Source organism: Streptomyces sp. NPDC127197, from assembly GCF_042672405.1.
GTDB classification, from domain to species: Bacteria; Actinomycetota; Actinomycetes; order Streptomycetales; family Streptomycetaceae; genus Streptomyces; species Streptomyces flavusporus.
The window spans coordinates 48,272-68,962 of record NZ_JBHXVG010000023.1 but is presented as its reverse complement, the minus strand read 5'-3'; the positions used below and the strand labels follow the sequence as shown (position 1 = coordinate 68,962).

Below are 20,691 nucleotides of genomic sequence, written 5' to 3'. Positions count from 1 at the left end.
GCTACCTGGGCCCGCGGTCCAGGGGCTGCATCAGCAGCGCCGAGATCTCCTCGCGCCGGACCGCGTCCCGGGCGGCGTGCACGGCGAGGAAGATGGCGTTGAGGAGCTGGTCGGTGGGGCGCAGCGCGCCGTCCGCCTCGGCCTCGACGAACTGGTCGAGGATGTCGCGGTGGATTTCGTGCGCGTTCTCACCGAAGTGCGCCTGGACGAGCGCGGCGAGGCCCTCGTTGCGCGGGGCCTGGAGATCGAGCGGGATGCAGCGGCGCAGCAGGGGCGCGGGGAACTCGCGCTCCCGGTTGCTGGTCAGCACGACGAACGGGAAGGCCCGGCAGCGCACCTGACCGCCCGTCACGGCGACCTTGCGCCCGTCGTCGGTGAGCACCTCCACCACCGGTGTCCGGTCGGCGATCCGCTCCAGCTCGGGGATGGCGAACCTGCCTTCCTCCAACACGTTCAGCAGGTCGTTCGGCAGGTCGATGTCGCTCTTGTCCAGCTCGTCGATGAGCAGGACGCGGGGCCGGTCGGCGGCGAGCAGCGCGGTGCCGAGCGGACCGAGTTTGATGTACCGGCCGATGTCCTCGGACTCCGGTCCGTCCTGGGCGGCACGCCGGAGCTGGGCGTCCTGGAGGCGGCCGATGGCGTCGTACGTGTAGAGCCCCTCGCGCAGTTCGCTGCGGCTCACGATGGGCCACTCCAGGACCCGGCCGAGTCCGAGTTCGTACGCGACGGAGTGCGCCAGCGTCGACTTGCCCACCCCGGGCTCGCCGGTGACGAGCAGGGGGCGCCTCAGGTAGAGGGCGGCGTTGACGAGTTCGAGGGTCCGGTCGCCCTGGACGGGCAGGGGTACGGCGCCGGCGCCGAGCCTGCGGCGGGTGGAGGAGTCGAGGCTCGGGACGTCGTACGGCACGACCGGGGCGTCGAAGTTGCGCCACGGGGGCGGTGCCGGGAGCTGGTTGATCCTGGCCGGATCCGGGCGCCCGTTGCCCTGGTAGATGAACCACTCGCTCATGGTGCGCTCCTCGTCGACGGTCGGTGGTGGTCCACGTCCTGGCCGACGGGGGCGTTGTGCGCCCACAACGGGCCCCTGGAAATGTACCCAGGACAGGCCTGCCACACGGCCGTTTTCGGCCAGCCGTCGCGAATGTTCTCCGGGGTGCTCACAGCGGGGCGTCCAGGGTCTCGGTCTCCTCCGCGGGCAGTGGACGCCGCGGGTCGTCGTACAGGAGTGCGAGCGGCTCGGCCCAGGCGCGGTCCGCGCAGTGTTCGCTGATGTCCTGGCGGAGGTGGCGCAGCCGGTCGGGGAGTTCGGCCAGCGAGCCGAGGGTGCCGAGGAGTTCCTCCGCCTTGGCGTGGAGGGTGTCGCACGCCTCGGCGCAGATGCGGGTGGCGTGGCCGTCGATGTGCCAGAGGGCCACACCGTGCCCGTTCTCCAGGGCGAGCTTCATCGCGGTCCGGCCCGGTCCGCGCCCGGCGGGGCGGCACATCACGGGGATGTGGTCGAAGGCCGCGTCGCGATAGCTGCTGCCGCTGGACGCGACGCCGCGTTGCGGGGTGCGCCAGCCGGTGAAGCGCTGCTGGGCGGTCATGGCCTGCCAGCGTTCGGCCCACAGTTTGTCCGGTTCTCCCCGGCGTGCGAGGGAGCGCAGCACCACCCGTCGGCGTGCGCCGAGGTGTGCGGCGTCGTCGAGCTGGGCGATGTCGTCGAACCGCCAGCGGTGCACCGCGGTGTCGAAGTACTCGGCGGGCAGGGCGACTTCGAGTGGTACGGGCAGGTCCACGCGGTCCTTGGCGCGCAGCAGTTCGCTCAGCGGGCCGCGCAGGGCCTGGACGAGTTCGCCGGGGAGGTGGCCGTGGACGGAGTCGTCCGTCTGCCACAGCTCCGGTTCGTCGGACCCGTCGCCGTCGTCGAACCAGATCTGCCAGAAGAAGCGGGTGGGCTGCGAGCCGATCACCGGGTCGAGCAGCACGGCGACCGTGGGGCCCTCGCCCGGGCCGGGGTAGGGGATCACGATGCGCTCCGGTCCGTCCGCCGCGGTGGGCCGGACCGCTTCGGGGAGGCGTGCGTCCCGGACGAAGTCGTGCATGTCCCGGCGCGGGTCCCGGCGCAGCCGCCGGTCGATCCAGTCGGCGAGCTGCGAACAGTCCCCGCCCCGGCAGCGTATGTACGCCTCGACGAACTTCAGATAGCGCAGGAAGGTGAGCGAGTCGAGCGGATGCGGGCCCTCGTAGAGCAGGCCGTAACCGTCGCGCCAGGTCTGCAGTTCGGGGGTCCGCCCCGGCCACCGCCGGCCGCTGCGAGCGCGGCTGGCGAGGACCTCCACGGTGGGCGCGTCGGGCGGGGCGGGCAGCGCGGCGAGCAGCCGCAGCGCGGTGCGCCGGTCGTCCGGCGTCCACCGCTCACCGCCGTCGGCGGCAGGACCGGACTGCAGGTCGATCCAGTTGTCCCCGCTCTCGGAGAGCGGCTCGGTGCCGTGCCACCGGTCGTGGGCGGCTATGACGGTGCGGTACGTCTGTCCGAAGCGGCGCAGCGCCGATATGGCGACCGCCTTCCCGCCGTCCTGCTGCCGGCGACGGGACTTGACCAGTCCGACCACGGCTCCGGTGTCCGGGTCGAGCAGCGGGCCGCCGGAGACTCCGGCCGGGAAGTCGATGTCGGGCTTGATGATCAGCCCGTAGCCGTCCTCGTGGCCGTTGATCTCGGCGTCCACCGCGCGCGCGTGGGTGTGCGGCGGCTCCGGGTAGTAGCCGTACACCTTGACGGCACCGGAGTGCCGTACGTCCCGGTCGGCGAGCCACACGCACTCGTGCTGGTGCTCGTCGGCGTCGCCCGCGAGCCGCACCAGGGCCAGGTCCTCCTCCAGCGGTACGACGGGCCGCTCCGGGTGTGTGAGCAGCCAGGCCTCGAGCCGGGCCTCGGCGTCGACGCCCTCACCGCACACCCGGAACGTCAGGTCGCGACGGGCGGCGAGGTACGGGCGCACCACATGGGCGGCGGTCAGCACCCAGCCCGGGGCGACGAGGAATCCGCTGCCCCACAGCGGCTTGTCGTCGCCGTCGGCGGACAGCAGGTGGACGGTGGCGGCCTTGGCCAGGGCGTGCAGGCGTTCGGTGCGCTCAGTCATGCGCGGCCGGGTCCGGCGCGGCGGGGGCCTGGACGGGCTGCCGGTCGAACTGCCACGTCAGCGTGACCTGCAGCGAGGCCTTGGCCTCTCCCCTGGCGAGCACGGCGACCGCGAGCCCCTCCTTGGCGGTCAGCTCCACGCCGAACGTGATGGCGGCCTCGTCGGGCCGGGACGCGCGCGCGGCGTCGAGCACGGTGCCGCCGACGGCCCTGATCAGCTCCTGGAGCTGTTCGACCTTGGCGAGGGCGGCGTCGGTGAAGCCGACGTCCTCCTGCTCCCCGTAGGCGTCCGCGCTGCCGATCCGGGCGGTGATGACCGTGCCGTCGGGCAGTTCGATGTCCTGGATGTGACTCATGCCGCTCCCCCGTCGAGCTTGCGTCCCGTCCAACCGGCCGCAGCCGGACCACACTTGAGCTGCGACGAGGCTAGCCGTACCGACGGTTCCGGTGCGAGTCCCCCGACCGGCCGAGTGGCGCATATTCTGAGGACATGTACTTCACCGACCGAGGCATCGAAGAACTGGAGAAGCGGCGCGGCGAGGAAGAGGTCACGTTCGAGTGGCTCGCCGAGCAACTGCGGACCTTCGTCGACCTGAACCCTGACTTCGAGGTACCGGTGGAGCGGCTGGCGACGTGGCTGGCACGGCTGGACGACGAGGACGAGGAGTAGGTCCGGCGGGTTTGCTTGTGCGGGACGCCTCGTTTGTGTGCGCCCACTCGGCCGTCAGTCGCGAGGCCGGCCCAGGTCGTACGCCAGGCCCAGTGTGCCGTGGGCCAGGAGGAGCGCCCCCGCTGTGGTCCAGCCGCCGCTGTGGCGGCGTAGCCCCCAGGCGGTGAGGGGGAGGCCCGCGGCGACCTGGGCGAAGGCGAGCGCGCGGGCCCTGGGGTCGCCGGACCAGGGAAGGTACGGGCCGGGGCAGCCGCCCCCGACGTCGGGTTCCGTGCGGGACGCCGCGGTCCGGCCCGTCCCCTCGACCGTGCGGGCGTCCGGCTGAGCGCGAGCGGCTTCTCTGAGGCGGTCGGCGGGTTCGCCGGGGTTGAGGCCGGCCGGCAGACGGACTCCCGCGCGCGTGAGCACGGCGAGCAGACCGCGCAGGCGGGCCGGGGCGTCGGCCGAGGGGTCGGGTTTCGTCAGGCGGTCCAGGGACTGCACATCGAGGACCGGGTCCAGACCGAGGCACGCGGCGAAAGTGCGCATGGCCTCGTCCTCGCCGACCGGGGTGCCGCCCGAGAGCCAGACGTAGCCGACCGGGCGCCGGAAGCCGGACGCGAATGTGTAACCGGCGCGGTCCGCGTCCCACCACAGGGCGAGTACGGGCCAGGGGGCGCCGACGGCGAGAGCGGTGGCCCAGCCGGTGAGCACCCGGTCGACGGGCTCGGTGCCGTTCAGCCAGGGCCCGCCCTCGGGGACGAGGACGCTCCAGTTCTCGCCGGCCCGGGTGAGCACCATCCGGGCCCGCAGCAGACGGGCGGCGGGGGCCACGGCCCGGGCGTGCGCACGGCAGAGCAGCAGGGCACCGGGGGCCACGGGATCGGCCCGGGCATCGGCCCGGAACTCTTCCGTCGACATGCTCACACGCTAGGGCATTTGTCCCGGTTCGGAGACGGGCGATCACCAGAACGAGTGTCTTGACTTCCCGGGTCCACGATATATCGTGTTTTACGGAAGACGCGATATGGCGTGTCGAGGTCCGTTCGTCCGGTCCGCGTGCGGCCCGGCAGGTCGAGGAGGTCAGCACCATGTCCGAGTGGTCCGTCGCCGAGCCGAGGAAGCTCACCTTCGACGACCCCGTGCGCGAACTTCACGTACGCATCGTCGACGGAACGGTGAACGTAGTGGGGACGGACGAAGGTTCCGCCCGCCTGGAGGTCAGTGAGATCGAGGGACCACCCCTGGTGGTCACCCAGCAGGGCGGCACGCTCACCGTGGCGTACGAGGACCTGCCGTGGAAGGGCTTCCTGAAGTGGCTCGACCGCAAGGGCTGGCGCCGCAGCGCCGTCGTCTCACTGGCGGTGCCGGTGAGCACACGCGTCGAGGTGGGCGTGGTCAGCGCCGCCGCCGTGGTCTCCGGCGTCGAGGGGCGCGCGGAGGTGAAGGGCGTCTCCGGGGACACGACACTCGTGGGGCTCGCGGGCCCGGTCCGCGCGGACACCGTCTCCGGGAACGTGGAGGCCCAGGCCCTCTCCGGCGACCTGCGCTTCAACTCCGTCTCCGGTGACCTCACCGTCGTCGAGGGCGCCGGCTCGTCCGTCAAGGCGGACTCGGTGAGCGGATCGATGATCGTCGACCTCGACCCGGCGGGCAGCCCCACCGATGTCAGCCTGACCAGTGTCTCCGGCGAGATCGCCATCCGGCTGCCGCATCCGGCGGACGCGGAGGTGGACGCCAACACCGCGAGCGGAACGGTCTCCAACGCCTTCGAGGACCTCCGCGTCACCGGCCAGTGGGGCGCCAAGCGCATCACCGGCCGCCTCGGCACGGGCAGCGGCCGACTGAAGGCCACGACCGTCTCCGGCTCCATCGCCCTGCTGCGCCGCCCACCGGTGGAGGACGGGCCGTGGGACGGGCCGGCGGACGGTCCACAGGACGACTCGGGGGACAATTCGGCGTCCGGCCGGAGCGGGGGCACGACCCCGTCCAGCGCCCCGGCCGACGGTTCGACCGACAAGAAGGTGCTCTGACATGCCCCCCGTCTTCGCTCATGGCCGCCTCCGCCTCTACCTGCTGAAGCTGCTCGACGAGGCCCCGCGCCACGGCTACGAAGTGATCCGCCTCCTCGAAGAACGCTTCCAGGGGCTGTACGCACCGTCGGCGGGCACGGTATACCCGCGCCTGGCCAAGCTGGAGGCCGAGGGCCTGGTCACACACACCACCGAGGGCGGCCGCAAGGTGTACGCCATCACGGACGCGGGCCGCGCGGAACTGGCCGACCGCAGCGGCGAACTGGCCGACCTGGAGCTGGAGATCCGCGAGTCGGTGGCGGAACTGGCCGCCGAGATCCAGGCCGATGTACGCGGCGCGGCGGGCGACCTGCGGCGCGAGATGCGGGCGGCGGCGACCGAGGCCCGCAAGGGCGCCCAGGGCCGCGGCGCCGCCGGGGACTTCGGCGACTTCGGCGACTACGGCGAGAAGGAAGCCTGGCGCCTCGCCAAGGAGGAGATGCGCCGGGTCAAGCAGGAGTGGAAGGAGCAGGCCCGGCGCGCCAAGGACGAGAGCCGCAGGGCGCGCGAGGAGGCCCAGCGGGCCCGCCGCCAGGCCAAGGAGGCGCAGGACCGGGCCCGGGCGCAGGCGCAGGAGGAGGTACAGCGCATCGCCCAGCGGGTCCAGGAGCAGGTGCAGGACCACTTCGCCCGGGGCGACTGGCCGACGGGGGTGCGCGAGGGCCTGACGGAACTGGCCAAGGAGTTCGGCGAGTTCGGAAAGGACTTCGGCATGGAGTTCGGCAAGGACCTCGGCTTCGGCCGCGGCAACGCCGCCAAGTCGACCACGGGGCCGGAGCACTCGACGACGCCTGAGGACTTCCCGGCCGGCTACGAGCCGGCCTGGGCCCACGACACAACCTCCACCGGCGACCCGGCCCGCGACCTGGACCGCCTCCTCGACCGCTTCCGGGACGACATCCGCGACGCGGCCCGCGACCACGGCGTCACCGCGGACCAACTCCGCGAGGCCCGCCGCCACCTGTCGACGGCGGCGGCACACATCGGGGCGCTGCTGAGGACACCGAAGCGGTAGGCACAACCACACGCCGAAGGGCGGGGCCACCCCAACGCGCCCCGCCGCAGGCAAGCCGTCGTCCCGCGCAGCTGCGGGCAGTCGTGCCTCCCCCAGTGCCTTAAGGGGCTGGGGGGACCCCCAGGGCGATGGGGTCCCCCCGCTCGAGCGAAGCCGAGAGTGGGGGAGGCACCCCGCAACGCCGGGCTGCGAGCCTCGCACCCACCCGAGGGCAACCGCCCCCGGTTCAGCCCGTCCGGGCCTCTCCCCCGCCGTAGAGCACCCGCGTCACCGACTCGTACGTGACCCCGTGGTCGGCGAGGACCTCCGCTGCGACGCCCGGGCGGGACGTGAGCGCGAGCAGGATGTGCTCGTCACCGATGCGCCGGTCCCGGCGGGCGACGGCGACACGCAGGGACTTCACGAGCACGTCCTTGGCGTCCGGGCCGAAAGAACGGCGCCCGCCCCACCAGCCCCTGTCCTTCCGGTCCCCGGCCATGGCGCCCACGCCATGCGCCTCCTCCACCCGCGAAACGATCTCCGAGACATCGATCCCCAGCCCGGCCAGCGCGTCGGCCTCGGCCTGCGACAGTCCCGCGCGACGCCGGGCCTCCCCCAGTGCCCCCGCCACCGACTCCGCACGCTCGGTCAGCCCCAGAGCGGCCAGCGCGAACGCACCCTTGCCGGCCCCTCGGTCCATCAGCGCGAGCAGCAGGTGCTCGGCATCGACGATCTGCGCCCCCGACCTCTCGCAGTGCTCGACGGCCCCCTTCACCACCGAACGGGCGTCCTCCGTAAACCGTTCGAACATCATCGCCTCCCGTACTTCTTGTGCACGGCCTGCCTGCTCACACCGAGTTCCGCGGCGATCTCCTGCCACGACCAGCCCTGGTTGCGCGCACTGCGCACCTGAACGGCCTCCAACTGCTCCAGCAGCCTGCGCAGCGCGGCGACGGCCCGCAGTCCGACCCGCGGATCGCGGTCACCGGCTCGCTCGGCGAGTTCCGTAGCTTCGGTCATGATGTCAACTTACGTTGACATACCTCGCTCGTCAACCCCGGTTGACAACACAAACGGCCGGCCCGAGACCCGGACCGGCCGTTGCAGAACCCGCAAATCGTCAGCTGTTGGTGAGCACGATCTTCCCGAATTGCTCACCCGACTCCATCCGTTCGAAGCCCTCGCGGGCCCGGTCCATCGGCAGCACTTCGTCGATGACGGGCCGCACCCCGGTGGCGGCACAGAAGGACAGCAGGTCCTCCAGTTCCTCCTTGGTGCCCATCGTCGAGCCGACGACCTTCAGCTCCAGGAAGAAGATCCGGGTCAGTTCGGCATGGGAGGGCCGGTCACCGCTCGTGGCGCCGGAGATGACCAGCGTGCCGCCGGGACGCAGGGACTTCACCGAGTGCGACCAGGTGGCCGCCCCCACCGTCTCGATCACGGCGTCCACCCGCTGCGGCAGCCGCGCCCCCGACTCCACCGCCTCCACGGCCCCCAGCTCCAGGGCACGCTTGCGCTTGGCCTCGTCCCGGCTGGTCGCGAAGACCCGCAGCCCCGCGGCCTTGCCGAGCACGATCGCGGCCGTGGCGACGCCACCGCCGGCACCCTGCACCAGCACCGAGTCACCGGGCCGTACCCCGGCGTTGGTGAACAGCATCCGATACGCCGTCAGCCAGGCCGTGGGCAGACAGGCGGCCTCCTCGAAGGAGAGTTCCCTGGGCTTGGGCAGGATGTTCCAGGTCGGTACGGCGACCTGCTCGGCGAACGTACCCGGATAGCGTTCGGTCAGGATGGAACGGGGTTCCTTGGGGCCGACGCCATGGCCGGTCTGGCCGATGACGGAGTGCAGGACGACCTCGTTGCCGTCCTCGTCGACACCGGCGGCGTCGCAGCCGAGGATCATCGGCAGCCGGTCCTCCGGGAGGCCCACGCCGCGCAGAGACCAGAGGTCGTGGTGGTTGAGGGAAGCGGCCCTGACATCGACGACACTCCAGCCCGGCCGGGCCTCGGGGGCCGGGCGCTCCCCCAACTCCAGGCCTGCGAGCGGCTGGTCACGATCGATTCGGGCGGCGTAGACAGCGAACATGAGCCCGACGATAGGTTCCCACTCCCCCCAACGGAACCGTATGCCCCTGTGACACACACCCACTTGCCAGAAACCGCCCACGGCGCCCCACCCGCACCCGCCCACGGCGCCCAACCCCCACAAGCGACGTCCACCCCTCAACGATCCGAACGGGTGGGCGGGTGGGAAAAGCAAAGAAAAATGGCCCCGCCCAACCGGACGGGGCCATAAAAAAACCTCAGCGCCTAGCCACACCCTCCGCCCGCGCCGCCGCCGCGACCGCCGCAGTCACCGCGGGAGCGACCCGCTCGTCGAACGGCGACGGAATGACGTAGTCCGCAGCGAGGTCGTCCCCCACCACTCCCGCCAACGCCTCGGCCGCCGCGATCTTCATCCCCTCGGTGATCCGCGACGCCCGCACCTGCAGCGCACCCGCGAAGATCCCCGGGAACGCCAGCACGTTGTTGATCTGGTTGGGGAAGTCCGACCGCCCGGTCGCCACGACCGCCGCGTACTTGTGCGCCACATCGGGGTGCACCTCGGGATTCGGGTTGGCCATCGCGAACACGAACGCGCCCTCGGCCATGGAGGCGACCGCCTCCTCCGGCACCGTACCGCCGGAGACCCCGATGAAGACGTCCGCGCCCGCCAGAGCCGCCTCCAGCGACCCGGAGAGCCCCGCCTTGTTCGTGAAGGCGGCCAGCTCCCGCTTGACCGGCGTCAGGTCGTCCCGACCGGCCGACACGACACCCTTGCGGTCCGCGACCGCGACATCGCCGATGCCGGCCTCGATCAGCATCTTCGCGATGGCGACCCCCGCCGCGCCGGCGCCCGAGATGACGGCCCTGAGCTCCCCGAGCTCCTTCCCGCTCAGCCGCGCCGCGTTCCGCAGCGCCGCCAGCGTCACGACCGCCGTACCGTGCTGGTCGTCGTGGAAGACCGGGATGTCCAGCCGCTCCTGGAGCCTGCGCTCGATCTCGAAGCACCGCGGTGCCGAGATGTCCTCGAGGTTCACACCGCCGAAAGAGGGAGCGAGCCGGACCACGGTCTCGACGATCTCGTCCACGTCGGTGCACGCCAACGCGATCGGCACGGCGTCCACGCCGCCGAACTGCTTGAACAGAATCGCCTTGCCCTCCATCACCGGGAGGGAGGCCTCGGGCCCGATGTCACCGAGCCCGAGCACGGCCGTGCCGTCGGTCACGACGGCGACGACGGACGACTTCCACGTGTAGTCGTGGACGAGGTCCGGCTGCTCGGCGATCGCGGTGCACACCTTCGCGACGCCGGGCGTGTACGCCAGGGACAGGTCGTCCTTGTCTCGGACCGGCACGGTGGCCTGCACAGCCATCTTGCCGCCGCGGTGCAGCGCGAACGCCGGATCGAAGGAATCGAGGGGCTCTGCCCCGCCCTCCTGCTCCGTACTGCTGTCGCTGCGAGGATTGACGATCTCCGCTGCCACTTTGTTTTACCCCTTAAGTCTTCATGGTTTGAGGGTTGACCACTCCTGGTGAGGGGTGGGCGGGCACCGCGCACGGCCCAGGTGAGTGATGCGTACGGGCACATACGCGACGGGCGCGCCGCACACGCGCCCTGAGCCCCGGATGAGGGGTGTAAAGAACCTTCTTACCTGACGGAGGGTGTCGTCGACGAGTCGATAGCGCGAAGGTCACATGCCAGTGACATGACTCATGCCCGAATATAGGGACAAGGCCTCGACAAACCGTCGACAACCGCTCAACGAACACACGACACCGGCTATCGAACGGCCACATCCCGAGACACACCGAAGATCTTCCTGCCGGAACCAGGGATTCCCGTAGAAGATCCGGTCGGGATGTCCCGGAGTGGTCCGGTTCGAGGGTCACTCGTTATCCGATTTTGACATCGCGGGTCACCTGAATGGTCCAGTCCGAATGGCAAGATGCGGTAATCACACGAGGTCGCGACACCCGAAGCTGTGTGTTCTCGTCGACCCATCGGCAACTCCACCCATCCGCCGGAGGAACCCACAATGACCGCCAGCTCCACCCGTCGTACGACCGCCGCGCGTTCCCGGCTAGCCGCGGTCGGTGCGATCGCGGTCGCAGGCGCCCTGCTTCTCACCGGCTGCGGTGACCAGACGGAGAACGGCGGCGGCTCGGACAGCACGGACACCGCGACGACCGCGGCCGCCCCGCTGGCCGACAAGCTGCCCAAGGAGATCCGCGACAAGGGCGTCATCAAGGTCGGTTCGGACATCGCGTACGCGCCGGTCGAGTTCAAGGACAGCTCCGGCAAGACGGTCGGTATCGACCCGGACATCGCCGCCGCCATGGGCAAGCAGCTCGGCGTGACGTTCCAGTTCGAGAACGGCACGTTCGACACCCTCATCACCGGTCTGCGCTCCAAGCGCTACGACATCGCCATGTCCGCGATGACCGACACCAAGGACCGCCAGGAGGGCATCGACTCCGACACCGGCAAGAAGGTCGGTGAGGGCGTCGACTTCGTGGACTACTTCACCGCCGGTGTCTCGATCTACACCAAGAAGGGCGACGACCAGGGCATCAAGACCTGGTCCGACCTGTGCGGCAAGAAGATCGTGGTGCAGCGCGGCACGGTCTCCGAGGACCTCGCCAAGGCCGAGGCGAAGAACTGCCCGAAGGGCAAGAAGCTCTCCATCGAGGCCTTCGACAACGACCAGCAGGCCCAGACCCGCCTGCGCGCGGGCGGCGCCGACGCCGGCTCCTCCGACTTCCCGGTCGCCGCGTACGCCGTGAAGACCTCCGGCGGCGGCAAGGACTTCCAGCTCGTCGGCGAGCAGGTCGAGGCCGCCCCGTACGGCATCGCGGTCGCCAAGAACAACACCCAGCTGCGGGACGCCCTGCAGGCCGCCCTGGATGCGATCATCGCGAACGGCGAGTACGACAAGATCATAAAGAAGTGGGGCGTCGAGGACGGCGCCGTCGACAAGGCCACCATCAACGGCGGCAAGTGATCGCTCGGTCGGCGACCAGCGACCACTGAAAGGCAACACCCGTGACTGTTGACATCGACAAGACGACGGGTCCGGCCGACACGCCCCCGGCCGGACCGGAGGCCATCAAGGCCATCCCGGTCCGGCACTACGGGCGGTACGTCTCCGCCGTCGTCGCGATCGCGCTGCTCGGCGCGGTCGTGTACGCGTTCTCCCAGGGCAAGATCAACTGGGACGCGATTCCGGACTACTTCTTCGACGACCGCGTGCTCAGCGGCGTCGGCAAGACGCTCCTGCTGACCGCCCTGTCCATGGCGATCGGCATCGTCGGCGGCATCCTGCTCGCCGTGATGCGGCTGTCGAAGAACCCGGTGACCTCCGCCATCGCGTGGTTCTACATCTGGTTCTTCCGCGGCACCCCGGTCCTGGTCCAGCTCATCGTCTGGTTCAACCTGGGCCTGGTCTTCGAGTACATCAACCTCGGTCCGGTCTACCGGGACGAGTGGTCGGACTTCATGACCCCGTTCCTGACCGCGCTGCTCGGCCTCGGCCTCAACGAGGCTGCGTACATGGCGGAGATCTGCCGCGCCGGTCTGCTCGCGGTCGACGAGGGCCAGACCGAGGCGGCACACGCGCTGGGCATGAGCCACGCCAAGACGCTGCGCCGGATCGTCATCCCGCAGGCGATGCGCGTGATCGTGCCGCCGACGGGCAACGAGGTCATCAACATGCTGAAGACGACCTCGCTGGTCTCGGTCGTCCAGTACTCCGAACTGCTCCGCGTCGCCCAGGACATCGGCCAGACCTCCGGCGCCCCGGCCGAGATGCTGTTCCTCGCCGCGGCCTGGTACCTCCTGCTGACCTCGGTGTTCAGCGTCGGCCAGTACTACCTTGAGAGGTACTACGCCCGGGGCTCCAGCCGACAGCTGCCGCCGACGCCGTGGCAGAAGATCAAGAAGAACGTGCTCTCCCTGTCGAGCCGGAAGGGAGTCACGGCATGACCGAGAACGTGAGCAAGACAGACACCTCCGCGGAGCACTCCGTCGTCCCGATGGTCAAGGCCGAGGGCGTCCACAAGTCCTTCGGCCACGTCGAGGTCCTCAAGGGCATCGACCTGGAGGTGAAGACCGGCGAGGTGTTCTGCCTCATCGGCCCCTCCGGCTCCGGCAAGTCGACGTTCCTCAGGTGCATCAACCACCTGGAGAAGATCAACGCCGGGCGGCTGTACGTCGACGGGGAACTCGTCGGCTACCGCCAGAAGGGCGACAAGCTGTACGAGCTCAAGGACAGCGAGGTCGCGCTGAAGCGCCGGGACATCGGCATGGTCTTCCAGCGCTTCAACCTGTTCCCGCACATGACGGCGCTGGAGAACGTCATGGAGGCCCCGATCCAGGTCAAGGGCACCAGCAAGGCCCAGGCCAGGGAGCGGGCGGCACAGCTCCTGGACCGGGTGGGCCTGGCCGACAAGGCCGGGAACTACCCGTCGCAGCTCTCCGGCGGCCAGCAGCAGCGCGTGGCGATCGCCCGGGCCCTCGCGATGGACCCGAAGCTGATGCTGTTCGACGAGCCGACCTCGGCTCTGGACCCGGAGCTGGTCGGTGACGTCCTCGACGTCATGCGCGACCTCGCCGAGTCCGGCATGACGATGGTCGTCGTCACCCACGAGATGGGCTTCGCCCGCGAGGTCGGCGACAGCCTGGTCTTCATGGACGGCGGCGTGGTCGTCGAGTCCGGCAACCCGCGCGACGTCCTGACCGACCCGCAGCACGAGCGCACGAAGGCGTTCCTGTCGAAGGTGCTCTGACGGTACGTACGAGAAGGGGCGGTACGGAGATTTCCGTACCGCCCCTTCTCCTGTCCGGCCCTGCTTGAGCGCTCCTGTTCGGCCTTACTTGAGCGCCAGCAACAGCGTGTCCGACGGCGAGCACCACACCGGACGCGTCTCCGCGAAGCCCTTGTCGCGCAGTACGCGCGCGTGCCAGGCGGCGGACGGCATCTCGCCGTCGGCGTGGTCGCCGTAGATCTCGAAGCGGCGGGCGGTGGGCGCGGCGAGGACCGGGTCCTTGGCGGCGAGCTGCCACCACTCGGCCCAGTCGAGGGCGCCGGCCTTCTGCGCCTGGTCCATGCGGGCGCGCCGCAGGGTGCGCTCGGCCGCGTTGATACGGGGCGTGGTGTCGTCGATCATGTGGTCGGCGTTCATGAAGACACCGCCGTGCCGGACGAGCCCGGCGAGTTGCCCGTAGAGCGTCTCCAGGGGCTCGGCACGGAACCAGTGCAGGGCCGTAGCCGTCAGGACGGCGTCGTACGTGTCGTACGGCAGCCGGGCGGGCCAGTCGGGATCCTTGAGGTCCGCCTCGACGAAGGTGACACGGTCGTCGCCGTCGAAGGTGCCGCGGGCGATGGCGAGCAGCGCGGGGCCGAGGTCGATGCCGGTGCTGGTGGCCTTGGGGAAGCGGTCGAGCAAGCGGGCGGTGATGCTGCCCGTGCCGCAGGCGAGGTCGAGGACGCGCGGCTCGTCGCCGGTGAAGGCCTCGACCATGTCCAGCATGACCCGGAAGCGTTCTTCCCGGTCGGGCATGTACCACTCCTGCTGCCGGTCCCAGCTGCGCTGCCAGGCCTGCCAGTCGGTACCGGTGGCAGTACCGGTGGAAGTGGTCTCCATGTCCGTCATTGGCGCCCTCCGTCACGCTCGTCGCCCGATACAACGCGTAATACCCTGGAAGCAGAACCGTCTGTTACGCGATCGCAGCACGACCATAGAGCCCCTCCGTAAGGACTACAAGTGGAACTGGCCTATTACTCGGATTACGCCGTACGTCTCGTCAACAGCGAGGAACCGGCCCGGGGCAAGGACTCGCTGACCTCGGTCGAGGCCGTCCGCGACCTGTTCGGCGTCAACCAGTCGGCGGCCCGCCGCGCCACCGACGCGGACGTGACGCGGTTCCGCTCGGTCCGGGCCCGGCTGCGTGCGGTCTTCGAGGCGGCCGACAGCGGTGACGAGACGCTCGCGGTGGACCTGCTGAACTCCCTGCTCCTCGAGTTCCCGGTGAGCCCGCAGATCTCCGGGCACGACTTCCGCGACGACGACGGCCGCCCGCTGTGGCACATGCACCTCGCGGACCACCCGTCGAACGCGACCGCGGGCTACGCGGCGATCGCGGCGATGGGCCTGGCCTTCCACCTCACGGAGTACGGCGTGGACCGCCTGGGCCTGTGCGAGGCGGCCCCGTGCCGCAACGCCTACCTCGACACCTCCACCAACCGCTCCCGGCGCTACTGCTCCGACCGCTGCGCCACCCGCGCCAACGTGGCCGCCTACCGTGCCCGCAAACGCCTCGAGGCCGACCGGTCGGAGAAGACGGGCCGGGCCGCCGACAGCGCCCAGCGCAGCACCGCGAGCAGCGAACGCTGATCGGCCCGCCGCGGCCGGTACCGGAACCGCACCCGCCCAAGCACCAGTTCCTCCGGCACGGTGCCGTAGTCCGTACTGTCGCCACCGGCGTAGGCGTTGTCCCCGAGCACCCACCAGCCGCCCTCACGGCGCTCCGCGGCCCGCTTGACCACCAGCAGGTCCTGCTGGAACGGATGACGCAGGACGACGACGTCACCGGGCCGGATCCGAGCGCCGTAGCGCACCACGAGCCGGTCCCCGTGGAACAGCGTCGGCACCATGGAGGGACCGGTCACCTCGGCCACCCCGAAGGGCAGCAGCGCCCCCCTGCGCTCGCTCTCCTCCGACAGTTCCGGCATCCCCGGCACCTCCCCTGCTCGACGCTCCACCAGTCTCAGTCTCACCCCGGACTTTTGTCCTAAGCCCATGGGGGCACTCGCGAAATCCCGTCCCTCAGGGAGTAATGTCCCACCTGAGAAGACGATCACGAGGAAGGAATGCTCCATGCTTTCCCGCCTGTTTGCCCCCAAGGTCAAGGTCAGCGCACACTGCGACCTGCCCTGCGGTGTGTACGACCCGGCCCAGGCCCGCATCGAGGCGGAGTCGGTGAAGGCCATCCAGGAGAAGATGGCCGGCAACGACGACCCGCACTTCCAGGCTCGCGCCACCACCATCAAGGAACAGCGCGCCGAACTGGCCAAGCACCACGTCTCCGTGCTGTGGAGCGACTACTTCAAGCCCCCGCACTTCGAGAAGTACCCCGAGCTGCACCAGCTGGTCAACGACACCCTGAAGGCCCTCTCGGCCGCCAAGGCGTCCACCGACCCGGCCACCGGCCAGAAGGCGCTGGACTACATCGCCCAGATCGACAAGATCTTCTGGGAGACCAAGAAGGCCTGACCTTCGATCATGCCGTTTGACCTGCGATTTCTTTGGTCGCCTGGTCTTCCTGTCCGCACCCGGTCCGCAGGCCGCCGAGATGGCGTCCGTGACGGTCCGGGTGCGGTCTTCCTCACCCGGCCACGGGCCACCTGTCCGCCTCAGAAGGAAGCCCTCGGCGCTCTCGCCATCGAAATCGCCGATGCGACGCCTCGGGCGGAAGTCTGGTTCACGACAGCCGGGTCCGGGCAGCGAGTTTCCTGAGGGGTTCACCGGTCAGTCGGCACACCGTCCACTCCTCCAGGAGCTCCACCCCGAGCGACTTGTAGAAGTCGATCGTCGGCTCGTTCCAGGCGAGGACCCACCATTCGAAGCGCTCGTAGCCCTTCTGCTCGCAGATCGCGGCCAGGGAGGCGAGCAGGGCCTTGCCGTGACCCCCGACTCGGGCGTGCGGTCGTACGTAGAGGTCCTCCAGGTGCATGCCGCGCGTGCCGGTCCAGGTCGAAAAGTGCGGGAACCACAGGGCATAGCCCACGGTCTCGCCCGTCTCGTCGTCCTCGGCGATCAGTGCGAAGGCGGCGGGACGGTCGCCGAACAGCGCCTCGCGGAGCTGCTCCTCGGTCGCTCGGGCCTGCTCAACGGCCCGTTCGTACTCGGCGAGTTCGCGGATCATCGCGCGGATCTCAGCAACGTCGCTCACCGTGGCGGTCCGGATCATGCCGGAGATCACCGGTCACCGTGCCGAGCCGTGTCCATCCGATTCCGCGCCTTCTCAGCGGCGTGGACCCGACCGTGGGCTTCGCCCTGACCGATGATCCGCGGAAGGCATCCGCAGCGGCGCTGAGAAAAGCCTTGTGGGGCATCAACGAGCTTGGCGATGCTGCCTCGATGATGACTTCCGTCGTTGCGTTCGTCGGTGCGGCCTTCCTGATCGCCATGGTTCCAGGGCCGAGCACGGTCGTGATCCTGCGTCGGGCGGTGGTGAACGGCCGGAGAACCGGCATGGCCACGGTCCTGGGTAACGAGTGCGGGGTGCTGCTGTGGGGCCTGGCCGCAGCCGTCGGGCTCTCGGCCCTGCTGCTGGCCTCGCAGGTCGCCTACGTCGTCATCCGGATGGCCGGCGCGGCGGTGCTGGTGTGGATGGGAGCGCGTGCCTTGTGGCAGGCGCGGCGGGCCGCTCAACCGGCTGAAGGACCGGCGGAAACAGACGCGGTGTCGCTTCGGCGGGCGTACTGGCAGGGCCTGGTCACCAACTTCGCCAATCCCAAGGCCGGCGTGTTCGCCGTCTCTTTCCTGCCGCAGTTCGTGCCGCATGGAGCCCCTGTTCTTCCGACGCTGCTCGCCTTCTCGGTGATCTGGGCCCTCGTCGACCTGATCTGGTATCTACCGCTGGTCCGGCTGGCCGGGCGGGTGGGAGGAGTGCTTCAGCGGCAGTCCGTTCGGCGCCGCATGGAACAGGTCTGCGGGGCGGTCCTGGTCGGGCTGGGGGTGCGCCTGGCCACCGAGTCCTGATGGCCCTCTACGATCGCGGCCATGACCATCCGCTGGACCTACGCCTTCATCGACCGCCCCGTCGAACTCCTCGACCGGGCCCATGACTTCTGGACGGCCGTCACCGGCACCCGGCTGTCCGAACCCCGGGGTGAGAAGGGGGAGTTCGCGACTCTCCTGCCGGTTCGGGGGACGGACGCGTGTGTGAAGACGCAGGGCGTGGACTCCGGGGGCGGCGGGGCACATCTCGACTTCGCCGTCGAGGACGTACGGGAGTTCGTCGCGTCGGCGGTGCGGCTCGGGGCGGAAGAAGTCGCCGAGCACGAGGGGTGGGCCGTACTGCGCTCGCCCGCGGGGCAGTTGTTCTGTGCCGTGCCCTGGCACGGGGAGTCGGTACGGCCACCCGTGGTGCGCGGCAGCCGGCTGGATCAGGTGTGCCTCGACGTCCCGCCTTCGTCGTACGACACCGAAGTCGCCTTCTGGAGCGGGCTGCTGGACGGTTGGGAATCCCTGCCCGGCGCCCTGCCCGAGTTCCATGTGGTCAAGCCGCCGCCCGGACTGCCGGTGCGGCTGCTGCTGCAGCGGCTCGGCACCGAACGGCCTATCGCCGCCCACCTCGACCTCGCCTGCGCCGACATCGAGACGACCCGTGCCGAGCACGAGCGGCTCGGCGCACGGCCGGTGTACCGCGGCGCCCACTGGACGGTGATGCGCGACCCGGCGGGCGGCATGTACTGCCTGACGGGGCGGGACCCGGAGACGGGCGTGCTGCCTAGCCGACCTTGATCACGCAGGCGTAGTCGTACACCGCCCCGTCCTCACCGGGTGGGGGCGTGGGCCTCGGGCACGCGGTGTTCCAGTCCGCCTCGGACAGCGGTGTCGGCGCCGGGCTCGACTCCCGCCGACCGTACGGCTCCGGCGGCTCGGCCGAGTCCTGCAGCCACAGGGTGAGTCCGCCCCCGACGACCACCGTCACTGCCCACACCGTCACGGCCCACCGCCATGCCGTACGACGTCTGCCCCCCGGACTCCGTCACGTCCAACCCTCCCTGTACACCTGGCACTTGGGACGACGTTACGGCCTCAGTCGCGCCGCCCGCGCCTGCAGGTACCGCTGCTCCGGCAGGCTCAGCGTCCTTGCGGCCGCCGACTCGTAGGCGGCGCGGGCGGCCTCGTACTCCCCGGTCCGCTCCAGGAGGTGGGCGCGCACCGCGTCCAGGCGGTGACTCGCGCTCAAGTCGAGTTCCAGCGCGTCGAGTTCGGCGAGCCCGGCGCGTGGTCCGTCGGCCATGGCGACGGCGACGGCACGGTTGAGGCGTTCGACAGGGCCGGGCACCAGCCGTACCAGGATGTCGTACAGGCCGAGGATCTCCCGCCAGTCGGTCGCCTCGGCGGACGGGGCCTCGTCGTGCACCGCCGCGATCGCGGCGCGCAGTTGGTACGGGCCCGGGCGTCCGCCGGCCAGCGCCCGGGTGACCAGGGCGACGCCCTCTTCGATCGCCGCCTTGTCCCAGCGGTCGCGGTCCTGTTCGTCGAGCGGGACGAGCTCGCCGTGCGGGCCGGTACGCGCGTCCCGGCGGGCATCGGTGAGCAGCATCAGGGCCAGCAGGCCGGCCACCTCGCCGTCGTCGGGGAGCAGACGGTGGACCGTGCGGGTGAGCCGGATCGCCTCGCCGGCCAGTTCGCGCCGCTGGAGAGCTGCGCCGGAGGTCGCCGTGTAGCCCTCGTTGAAGATGAGGTAGAGGGTGTGCAGGACGGCGGGCAGGCGTTCCGCCCAGTTGTCCGGCCGCCCGAAGCGCACGCCCCGCACCTTCTGCTTGGCCCGGTTGATCCGCTGCGCCATGGTCGCCTCCGGGACCAGGCAGGCGCGGGCGATCTCCGCCGTCGTCAGACCACCGACCGCCCGCAGGGTGAGCGCGAGCTGCGCGGGCGGGGTCAGGTCCGGGTGGCAGCACAGGAAGAGCAGGGTGAGGGTGTCGTCCTCGCGCGGAGCGCGGTCCGCGCCCGGCGGCGGGGCGATGAAGGTGTCGGGCGGAGTGAGCGCCGCCGCCCGCTCCTCGCGCCGGCGCCGCGCCTCCTCGCTGCGCAGCGTGTCGGTCAGCCGACGTGAGGCGACCCTGATCAGCCAGCCGCGCGGATTGTCCGGGACACCGTCCGACGGCCAGCGGTCGGCAGCCGCGAGGAGTGCCTCCTGTACGGCGTCCTCAGCGGCGTCGAAGTGCCCGTACCGCCGCACGACGGCGCCGAGGACCTGCGGCGCGTGCCGGCGCAGCAGGTCCTCGATCTCGTCCGGGCGGTTCATCGGAGGCTCGGAGGGCCGTTGTCTGTTCGAGGGCTCAGATGTCCCCCGCGCCGTCCATGATGGGCCGGATCACCACCGGATGGTTGGGGGCACCGGCCGGTTGGGGGCAACGGGTCACCCGGTCGGCGATCTCCGTGACCCGCTCCAGGCTCGCGCACTCCAGGACCCAGTAACCGGCCAGCAGCTCCTTGGTCTCGCTGTACGGCCCGTCGGTGATCACGGCCTTGCCGTCCTCACCGAGCGTGACCAGCCGGGTCCGGGCGGGCTCGGCCAGTCCCTGTGCGTCGACGAGCTCGCCGGACTCGGAGAGGTCGTCGTTGATCGCGCTCATGTAGGCGTACATGGCCTGGAGCTCCTCCTCGCTCCAGGCCGGGGACTGCGCGGAGGCCTTGCCTCGCATCGCCTCGTAGTCCGCCTGTGTGCCCTGCACCATGACCAGGTACTTCATGAGTCCGCTCCTTCGGCTCGGCCACCCTCCATGGGCGGCTCTCGTACGGGACGTCGGAGCCGACCGCGGATTCTCGACACGGCTTCCGGAATTTTTTCGGCAGTCCGGTTCAGGGCTTCTTGGTTTGACTCAGGGGATGGGGTTCCTTCGCCTCGGGCCGGCCGGGCCGCCGCTCGGTGACGGGCTCGGCGTCGCCTCCGGCGTATGCCTCGCACTTGGGGTTCCGGCACGGGCCGGCAACCCACGTCGGCACCCATGCGCCCAGCGTCTTGTGGCGCCGGATGACCGTTTCGACTGGCTGTCCGCAGACGGGACAGACT

The 20,691-nt window shown here is 70.5% G+C and carries 24 protein-coding genes; 10 read left to right on the top strand and 14 right to left on the bottom strand.

The window, feature by feature from the left end:
- Nucleotide 1: 1 nt before the first annotated feature.
- The 3 genes from ACFVJQ_RS30155 to ACFVJQ_RS30145 all read right to left on the bottom strand — a co-directional run bounded on the left by ACFVJQ_RS30155 (nucleotide 2) and on the right by ACFVJQ_RS30145 (nucleotide 3,477).
- Nucleotides 2-1,009 (bottom strand): AAA family ATPase, encoded by a 1,008-nt coding sequence (locus tag ACFVJQ_RS30155; protein ID WP_385788655.1) that lies wholly within the window; start codon nucleotides 1,007-1,009, stop codon nucleotides 2-4.
- A 148-nt stretch (nucleotides 1,010-1,157) separates the two neighbouring features.
- Nucleotides 1,158-3,122 (bottom strand): trypsin-like peptidase domain-containing protein, encoded by a 1,965-nt coding sequence (locus tag ACFVJQ_RS30150; RefSeq protein ID WP_385788653.1) that lies wholly within the window; start codon nucleotides 3,120-3,122, stop codon nucleotides 1,158-1,160.
- Nucleotides 3,115-3,477 carry a CU044_2847 family protein gene (locus ACFVJQ_RS30145; RefSeq protein WP_385513347.1) on the bottom strand — a complete coding sequence of 121 codons (363 nt, stop codon included), beginning with the start codon at nucleotides 3,475-3,477 and terminating at the stop codon, nucleotides 3,115-3,117. Before ACFVJQ_RS30145 ends, ACFVJQ_RS30150 begins: the two co-directional genes overlap by 8 nt.
- A 134-nt stretch (nucleotides 3,478-3,611) precedes the next feature.
- Here ACFVJQ_RS30145 and ACFVJQ_RS30140 point away from each other — a divergent pair, with 134 nt between their 5' ends.
- Entirely contained in the window at nucleotides 3,612-3,791 is a 180-nt protein-coding gene (locus ACFVJQ_RS30140) for a DUF6104 family protein (protein WP_023586593.1), read from the top strand.
- Nucleotides 3,792-3,845: 54 nt separating this feature from the next.
- Here ACFVJQ_RS30140 and ACFVJQ_RS30135 read toward each other — a convergent pair whose 3' ends face one another.
- The gene (locus ACFVJQ_RS30135; protein ID WP_385788651.1) at nucleotides 3,846-4,691 is read right to left on the bottom strand and encodes a hypothetical protein; all 846 of its coding nucleotides are present in this window, start codon (nucleotides 4,689-4,691) and stop codon (nucleotides 3,846-3,848) included.
- 170 nt (nucleotides 4,692-4,861) lie between these two features.
- On the opposite strand from ACFVJQ_RS30135, the gene ACFVJQ_RS30130 reads away from it, so the two are divergent.
- Nucleotides 4,862-5,803 (top strand): DUF4097 domain-containing protein, encoded by a 942-nt coding sequence (locus tag ACFVJQ_RS30130; protein ID WP_385513349.1) that lies wholly within the window; start codon nucleotides 4,862-4,864, stop codon nucleotides 5,801-5,803.
- 1 nt (nucleotide 5,804) lies between these two features.
- Nucleotides 5,805-6,857, top strand: coding sequence for a helix-turn-helix transcriptional regulator (locus ACFVJQ_RS30125; RefSeq protein WP_385513350.1), 1,053 nt, complete (start codon nucleotides 5,805-5,807; stop codon nucleotides 6,855-6,857).
- 226 nt (nucleotides 6,858-7,083) lie between these two features.
- On the opposite strand, the gene ACFVJQ_RS30120 is transcribed toward ACFVJQ_RS30125, so the two are convergent.
- The 4 genes from ACFVJQ_RS30120 to ACFVJQ_RS30105 all read right to left on the bottom strand — a co-directional run bounded on the left by ACFVJQ_RS30120 (nucleotide 7,084) and on the right by ACFVJQ_RS30105 (nucleotide 10,363).
- Nucleotides 7,084-7,647 carry a Clp protease N-terminal domain-containing protein gene (locus ACFVJQ_RS30120; RefSeq protein ID WP_385788724.1) on the bottom strand — a complete coding sequence of 188 codons (564 nt, stop codon included), beginning with the start codon at nucleotides 7,645-7,647 and terminating at the stop codon, nucleotides 7,084-7,086.
- Entirely contained in the window at nucleotides 7,647-7,856 is a 210-nt protein-coding gene (locus ACFVJQ_RS30115; protein WP_129802197.1) for a helix-turn-helix domain-containing protein, read from the bottom strand. Before ACFVJQ_RS30115 ends, ACFVJQ_RS30120 begins: the two co-directional genes overlap by 1 nt.
- 100 nt (nucleotides 7,857-7,956) lie before the next feature.
- Nucleotides 7,957-8,922 (bottom strand): zinc-binding dehydrogenase, encoded by a 966-nt coding sequence (locus tag ACFVJQ_RS30110; RefSeq protein ID WP_385513351.1) that lies wholly within the window; start codon nucleotides 8,920-8,922, stop codon nucleotides 7,957-7,959.
- A gap of 217 nt (nucleotides 8,923-9,139) precedes the next feature.
- Complete coding sequence (locus ACFVJQ_RS30105; protein ID WP_385788648.1) at nucleotides 9,140-10,363, bottom strand: NADP-dependent malic enzyme; 1,224 nt, start codon at nucleotides 10,361-10,363, stop codon at nucleotides 9,140-9,142.
- A gap of 552 nt (nucleotides 10,364-10,915) precedes the next feature.
- On the opposite strand from ACFVJQ_RS30105, the gene ACFVJQ_RS30100 reads away from it, so the two are divergent.
- From ACFVJQ_RS30100 to ACFVJQ_RS30090, 3 genes are read left to right on the top strand one after another with little or no spacing between them, the layout of a single operon-like run.
- Nucleotides 10,916-11,881 carry an ABC transporter substrate-binding protein gene (locus ACFVJQ_RS30100; RefSeq protein WP_385788646.1) on the top strand — a complete coding sequence of 322 codons (966 nt, stop codon included), beginning with the start codon at nucleotides 10,916-10,918 and terminating at the stop codon, nucleotides 11,879-11,881.
- A gap of 41 nt (nucleotides 11,882-11,922) precedes the next feature.
- On the top strand, nucleotides 11,923-12,861 hold the full coding sequence (locus tag ACFVJQ_RS30095) for an amino acid ABC transporter permease (RefSeq protein ID WP_385265136.1): 939 nt from the start codon (nucleotides 11,923-11,925) through the stop codon (nucleotides 12,859-12,861).
- A 50-nt stretch (nucleotides 12,862-12,911) separates the two neighbouring features.
- A complete protein-coding gene (locus ACFVJQ_RS30090; protein ID WP_385788722.1) occupies nucleotides 12,912-13,664 on the top strand; it encodes an amino acid ABC transporter ATP-binding protein in 753 nt (250 codons plus the stop codon).
- An 84-nt stretch (nucleotides 13,665-13,748) separates the two neighbouring features.
- Here ACFVJQ_RS30090 and ACFVJQ_RS30085 read toward each other — a convergent pair whose 3' ends face one another.
- On the bottom strand, nucleotides 13,749-14,531 hold the full coding sequence (locus ACFVJQ_RS30085) for a class I SAM-dependent methyltransferase (RefSeq protein WP_385788644.1): 783 nt from the start codon (nucleotides 14,529-14,531) through the stop codon (nucleotides 13,749-13,751).
- A gap of 111 nt (nucleotides 14,532-14,642) precedes the next feature.
- Here ACFVJQ_RS30085 and ACFVJQ_RS30080 point away from each other — a divergent pair, with 111 nt between their 5' ends.
- Nucleotides 14,643-15,272 (top strand): ABATE domain-containing protein, encoded by a 630-nt coding sequence (locus ACFVJQ_RS30080; RefSeq protein ID WP_224734627.1) that lies wholly within the window; start codon nucleotides 14,643-14,645, stop codon nucleotides 15,270-15,272.
- On the opposite strand, the gene sodX is transcribed toward ACFVJQ_RS30080, so the two are convergent.
- Nucleotides 15,176-15,610: a nickel-type superoxide dismutase maturation protease gene (gene sodX / locus ACFVJQ_RS30075; RefSeq protein WP_385513357.1), complete on the bottom strand. Its 435-nt coding sequence runs from the start codon at nucleotides 15,608-15,610 to the stop codon at nucleotides 15,176-15,178. The genes ACFVJQ_RS30080 and sodX overlap by 97 nt on opposite strands.
- A 145-nt stretch (nucleotides 15,611-15,755) precedes the next feature.
- Between sodX and sodN the strand changes: the two genes are divergently transcribed.
- Complete coding sequence (gene sodN / locus ACFVJQ_RS30070; protein WP_141312035.1) at nucleotides 15,756-16,151, top strand: superoxide dismutase, Ni; 396 nt, start codon at nucleotides 15,756-15,758, stop codon at nucleotides 16,149-16,151.
- Nucleotides 16,152-16,359: 208 nt separating this feature from the next.
- Here the strand turns inward: sodN and ACFVJQ_RS30065 are convergent, their stop codons facing one another.
- The gene (locus tag ACFVJQ_RS30065; protein ID WP_385788641.1) at nucleotides 16,360-16,848 is read right to left on the bottom strand and encodes a GNAT family N-acetyltransferase; all 489 of its coding nucleotides are present in this window, start codon (nucleotides 16,846-16,848) and stop codon (nucleotides 16,360-16,362) included.
- A gap of 170 nt (nucleotides 16,849-17,018) precedes the next feature.
- On the opposite strand from ACFVJQ_RS30065, the gene ACFVJQ_RS30060 reads away from it, so the two are divergent.
- Nucleotides 17,019-17,642, top strand: coding sequence for a LysE family translocator (locus ACFVJQ_RS30060; protein WP_385788720.1), 624 nt, complete (start codon nucleotides 17,019-17,021; stop codon nucleotides 17,640-17,642).
- A gap of 21 nt (nucleotides 17,643-17,663) precedes the next feature.
- The gene (locus ACFVJQ_RS30055; protein WP_385788639.1) at nucleotides 17,664-18,407 is read left to right on the top strand and encodes a VOC family protein; all 744 of its coding nucleotides are present in this window, start codon (nucleotides 17,664-17,666) and stop codon (nucleotides 18,405-18,407) included.
- On the opposite strand, the gene ACFVJQ_RS30050 is transcribed toward ACFVJQ_RS30055, so the two are convergent.
- The 3 genes from ACFVJQ_RS30050 to ACFVJQ_RS30040 form a co-directional block, all read right to left on the bottom strand.
- Entirely contained in the window at nucleotides 18,394-18,612 is a 219-nt protein-coding gene (locus tag ACFVJQ_RS30050; RefSeq protein WP_385788638.1) for a hypothetical protein, read from the bottom strand. The genes ACFVJQ_RS30055 and ACFVJQ_RS30050 overlap by 14 nt on opposite strands.
- Before the next feature lie 84 nt (nucleotides 18,613-18,696).
- The gene (locus tag ACFVJQ_RS30045) at nucleotides 18,697-19,923 is read right to left on the bottom strand and encodes an RNA polymerase sigma factor (protein WP_385788636.1); all 1,227 of its coding nucleotides are present in this window, start codon (nucleotides 19,921-19,923) and stop codon (nucleotides 18,697-18,699) included.
- Between the two features lie 34 nt (nucleotides 19,924-19,957).
- Nucleotides 19,958-20,371: a YciI family protein gene (locus tag ACFVJQ_RS30040; RefSeq protein WP_385513363.1), complete on the bottom strand. Its 414-nt coding sequence runs from the start codon at nucleotides 20,369-20,371 to the stop codon at nucleotides 19,958-19,960.
- Nucleotides 20,372-20,691: the final 320 nt, after the last annotated feature.

Bases quoted from the DNA above. Each gene is read 5' to 3' on its own strand.
- ACFVJQ_RS30145 (WP_385513347.1), bottom strand. From the start codon at position 3,477: ATGAGTCACATCCAGGACATCGAACTGCCCGACGGCACGGTCATCACC.
- ACFVJQ_RS30130 (WP_385513349.1), top strand. From the start codon at position 4,862: ATGTCCGAGTGGTCCGTCGCCGAGCCGAGGAAGCTCACCTTCGACGAC.
- sodX (WP_385513357.1), bottom strand. From the start codon at position 15,610: ATGCCGGAACTGTCGGAGGAGAGCGAGCGCAGGGGGGCGCTGCTGCCC.
- ACFVJQ_RS30055 (WP_385788639.1), top strand. From the start codon at position 17,664: ATGACCATCCGCTGGACCTACGCCTTCATCGACCGCCCCGTCGAACTC.
- ACFVJQ_RS30115 (WP_129802197.1), bottom strand. From the start codon at position 7,856: ATGACCGAAGCTACGGAACTCGCCGAGCGAGCCGGTGACCGCGATCCG.
- ACFVJQ_RS30150 (WP_385788653.1), bottom strand. From the start codon at position 3,122: ATGACTGAGCGCACCGAACGCCTGCACGCCCTGGCCAAGGCCGCCACC.
- ACFVJQ_RS30065 (WP_385788641.1), bottom strand. From the start codon at position 16,848: ATGATCCGGACCGCCACGGTGAGCGACGTTGCTGAGATCCGCGCGATG.
- ACFVJQ_RS30125 (WP_385513350.1), top strand. From the start codon at position 5,805: ATGCCCCCCGTCTTCGCTCATGGCCGCCTCCGCCTCTACCTGCTGAAG.
- ACFVJQ_RS30135 (WP_385788651.1), bottom strand. From the start codon at position 4,691: ATGTCGACGGAAGAGTTCCGGGCCGATGCCCGGGCCGATCCCGTGGCC.
- ACFVJQ_RS30120 (WP_385788724.1), bottom strand. From the start codon at position 7,647: ATGTTCGAACGGTTTACGGAGGACGCCCGTTCGGTGGTGAAGGGGGCC.
- ACFVJQ_RS30040 (WP_385513363.1), bottom strand. From the start codon at position 20,371: ATGAAGTACCTGGTCATGGTGCAGGGCACACAGGCGGACTACGAGGCG.
- sodN (WP_141312035.1), top strand. From the start codon at position 15,756: ATGCTTTCCCGCCTGTTTGCCCCCAAGGTCAAGGTCAGCGCACACTGC.
- ACFVJQ_RS30155 (WP_385788655.1), bottom strand. From the start codon at position 1,009: ATGAGCGAGTGGTTCATCTACCAGGGCAACGGGCGCCCGGATCCGGCC.
- ACFVJQ_RS30110 (WP_385513351.1), bottom strand. From the start codon at position 8,922: ATGTTCGCTGTCTACGCCGCCCGAATCGATCGTGACCAGCCGCTCGCA.
- ACFVJQ_RS30140 (WP_023586593.1), top strand. From the start codon at position 3,612: ATGTACTTCACCGACCGAGGCATCGAAGAACTGGAGAAGCGGCGCGGC.
- ACFVJQ_RS30100 (WP_385788646.1), top strand. From the start codon at position 10,916: ATGACCGCCAGCTCCACCCGTCGTACGACCGCCGCGCGTTCCCGGCTA.
- ACFVJQ_RS30085 (WP_385788644.1), bottom strand. From the start codon at position 14,531: ATGACGGACATGGAGACCACTTCCACCGGTACTGCCACCGGTACCGAC.
- ACFVJQ_RS30045 (WP_385788636.1), bottom strand. From the start codon at position 19,923: ATGAACCGCCCGGACGAGATCGAGGACCTGCTGCGCCGGCACGCGCCG.
- ACFVJQ_RS30060 (WP_385788720.1), top strand. From the start codon at position 17,019: ATGATGACTTCCGTCGTTGCGTTCGTCGGTGCGGCCTTCCTGATCGCC.
- ACFVJQ_RS30090 (WP_385788722.1), top strand. From the start codon at position 12,912: ATGGTCAAGGCCGAGGGCGTCCACAAGTCCTTCGGCCACGTCGAGGTC.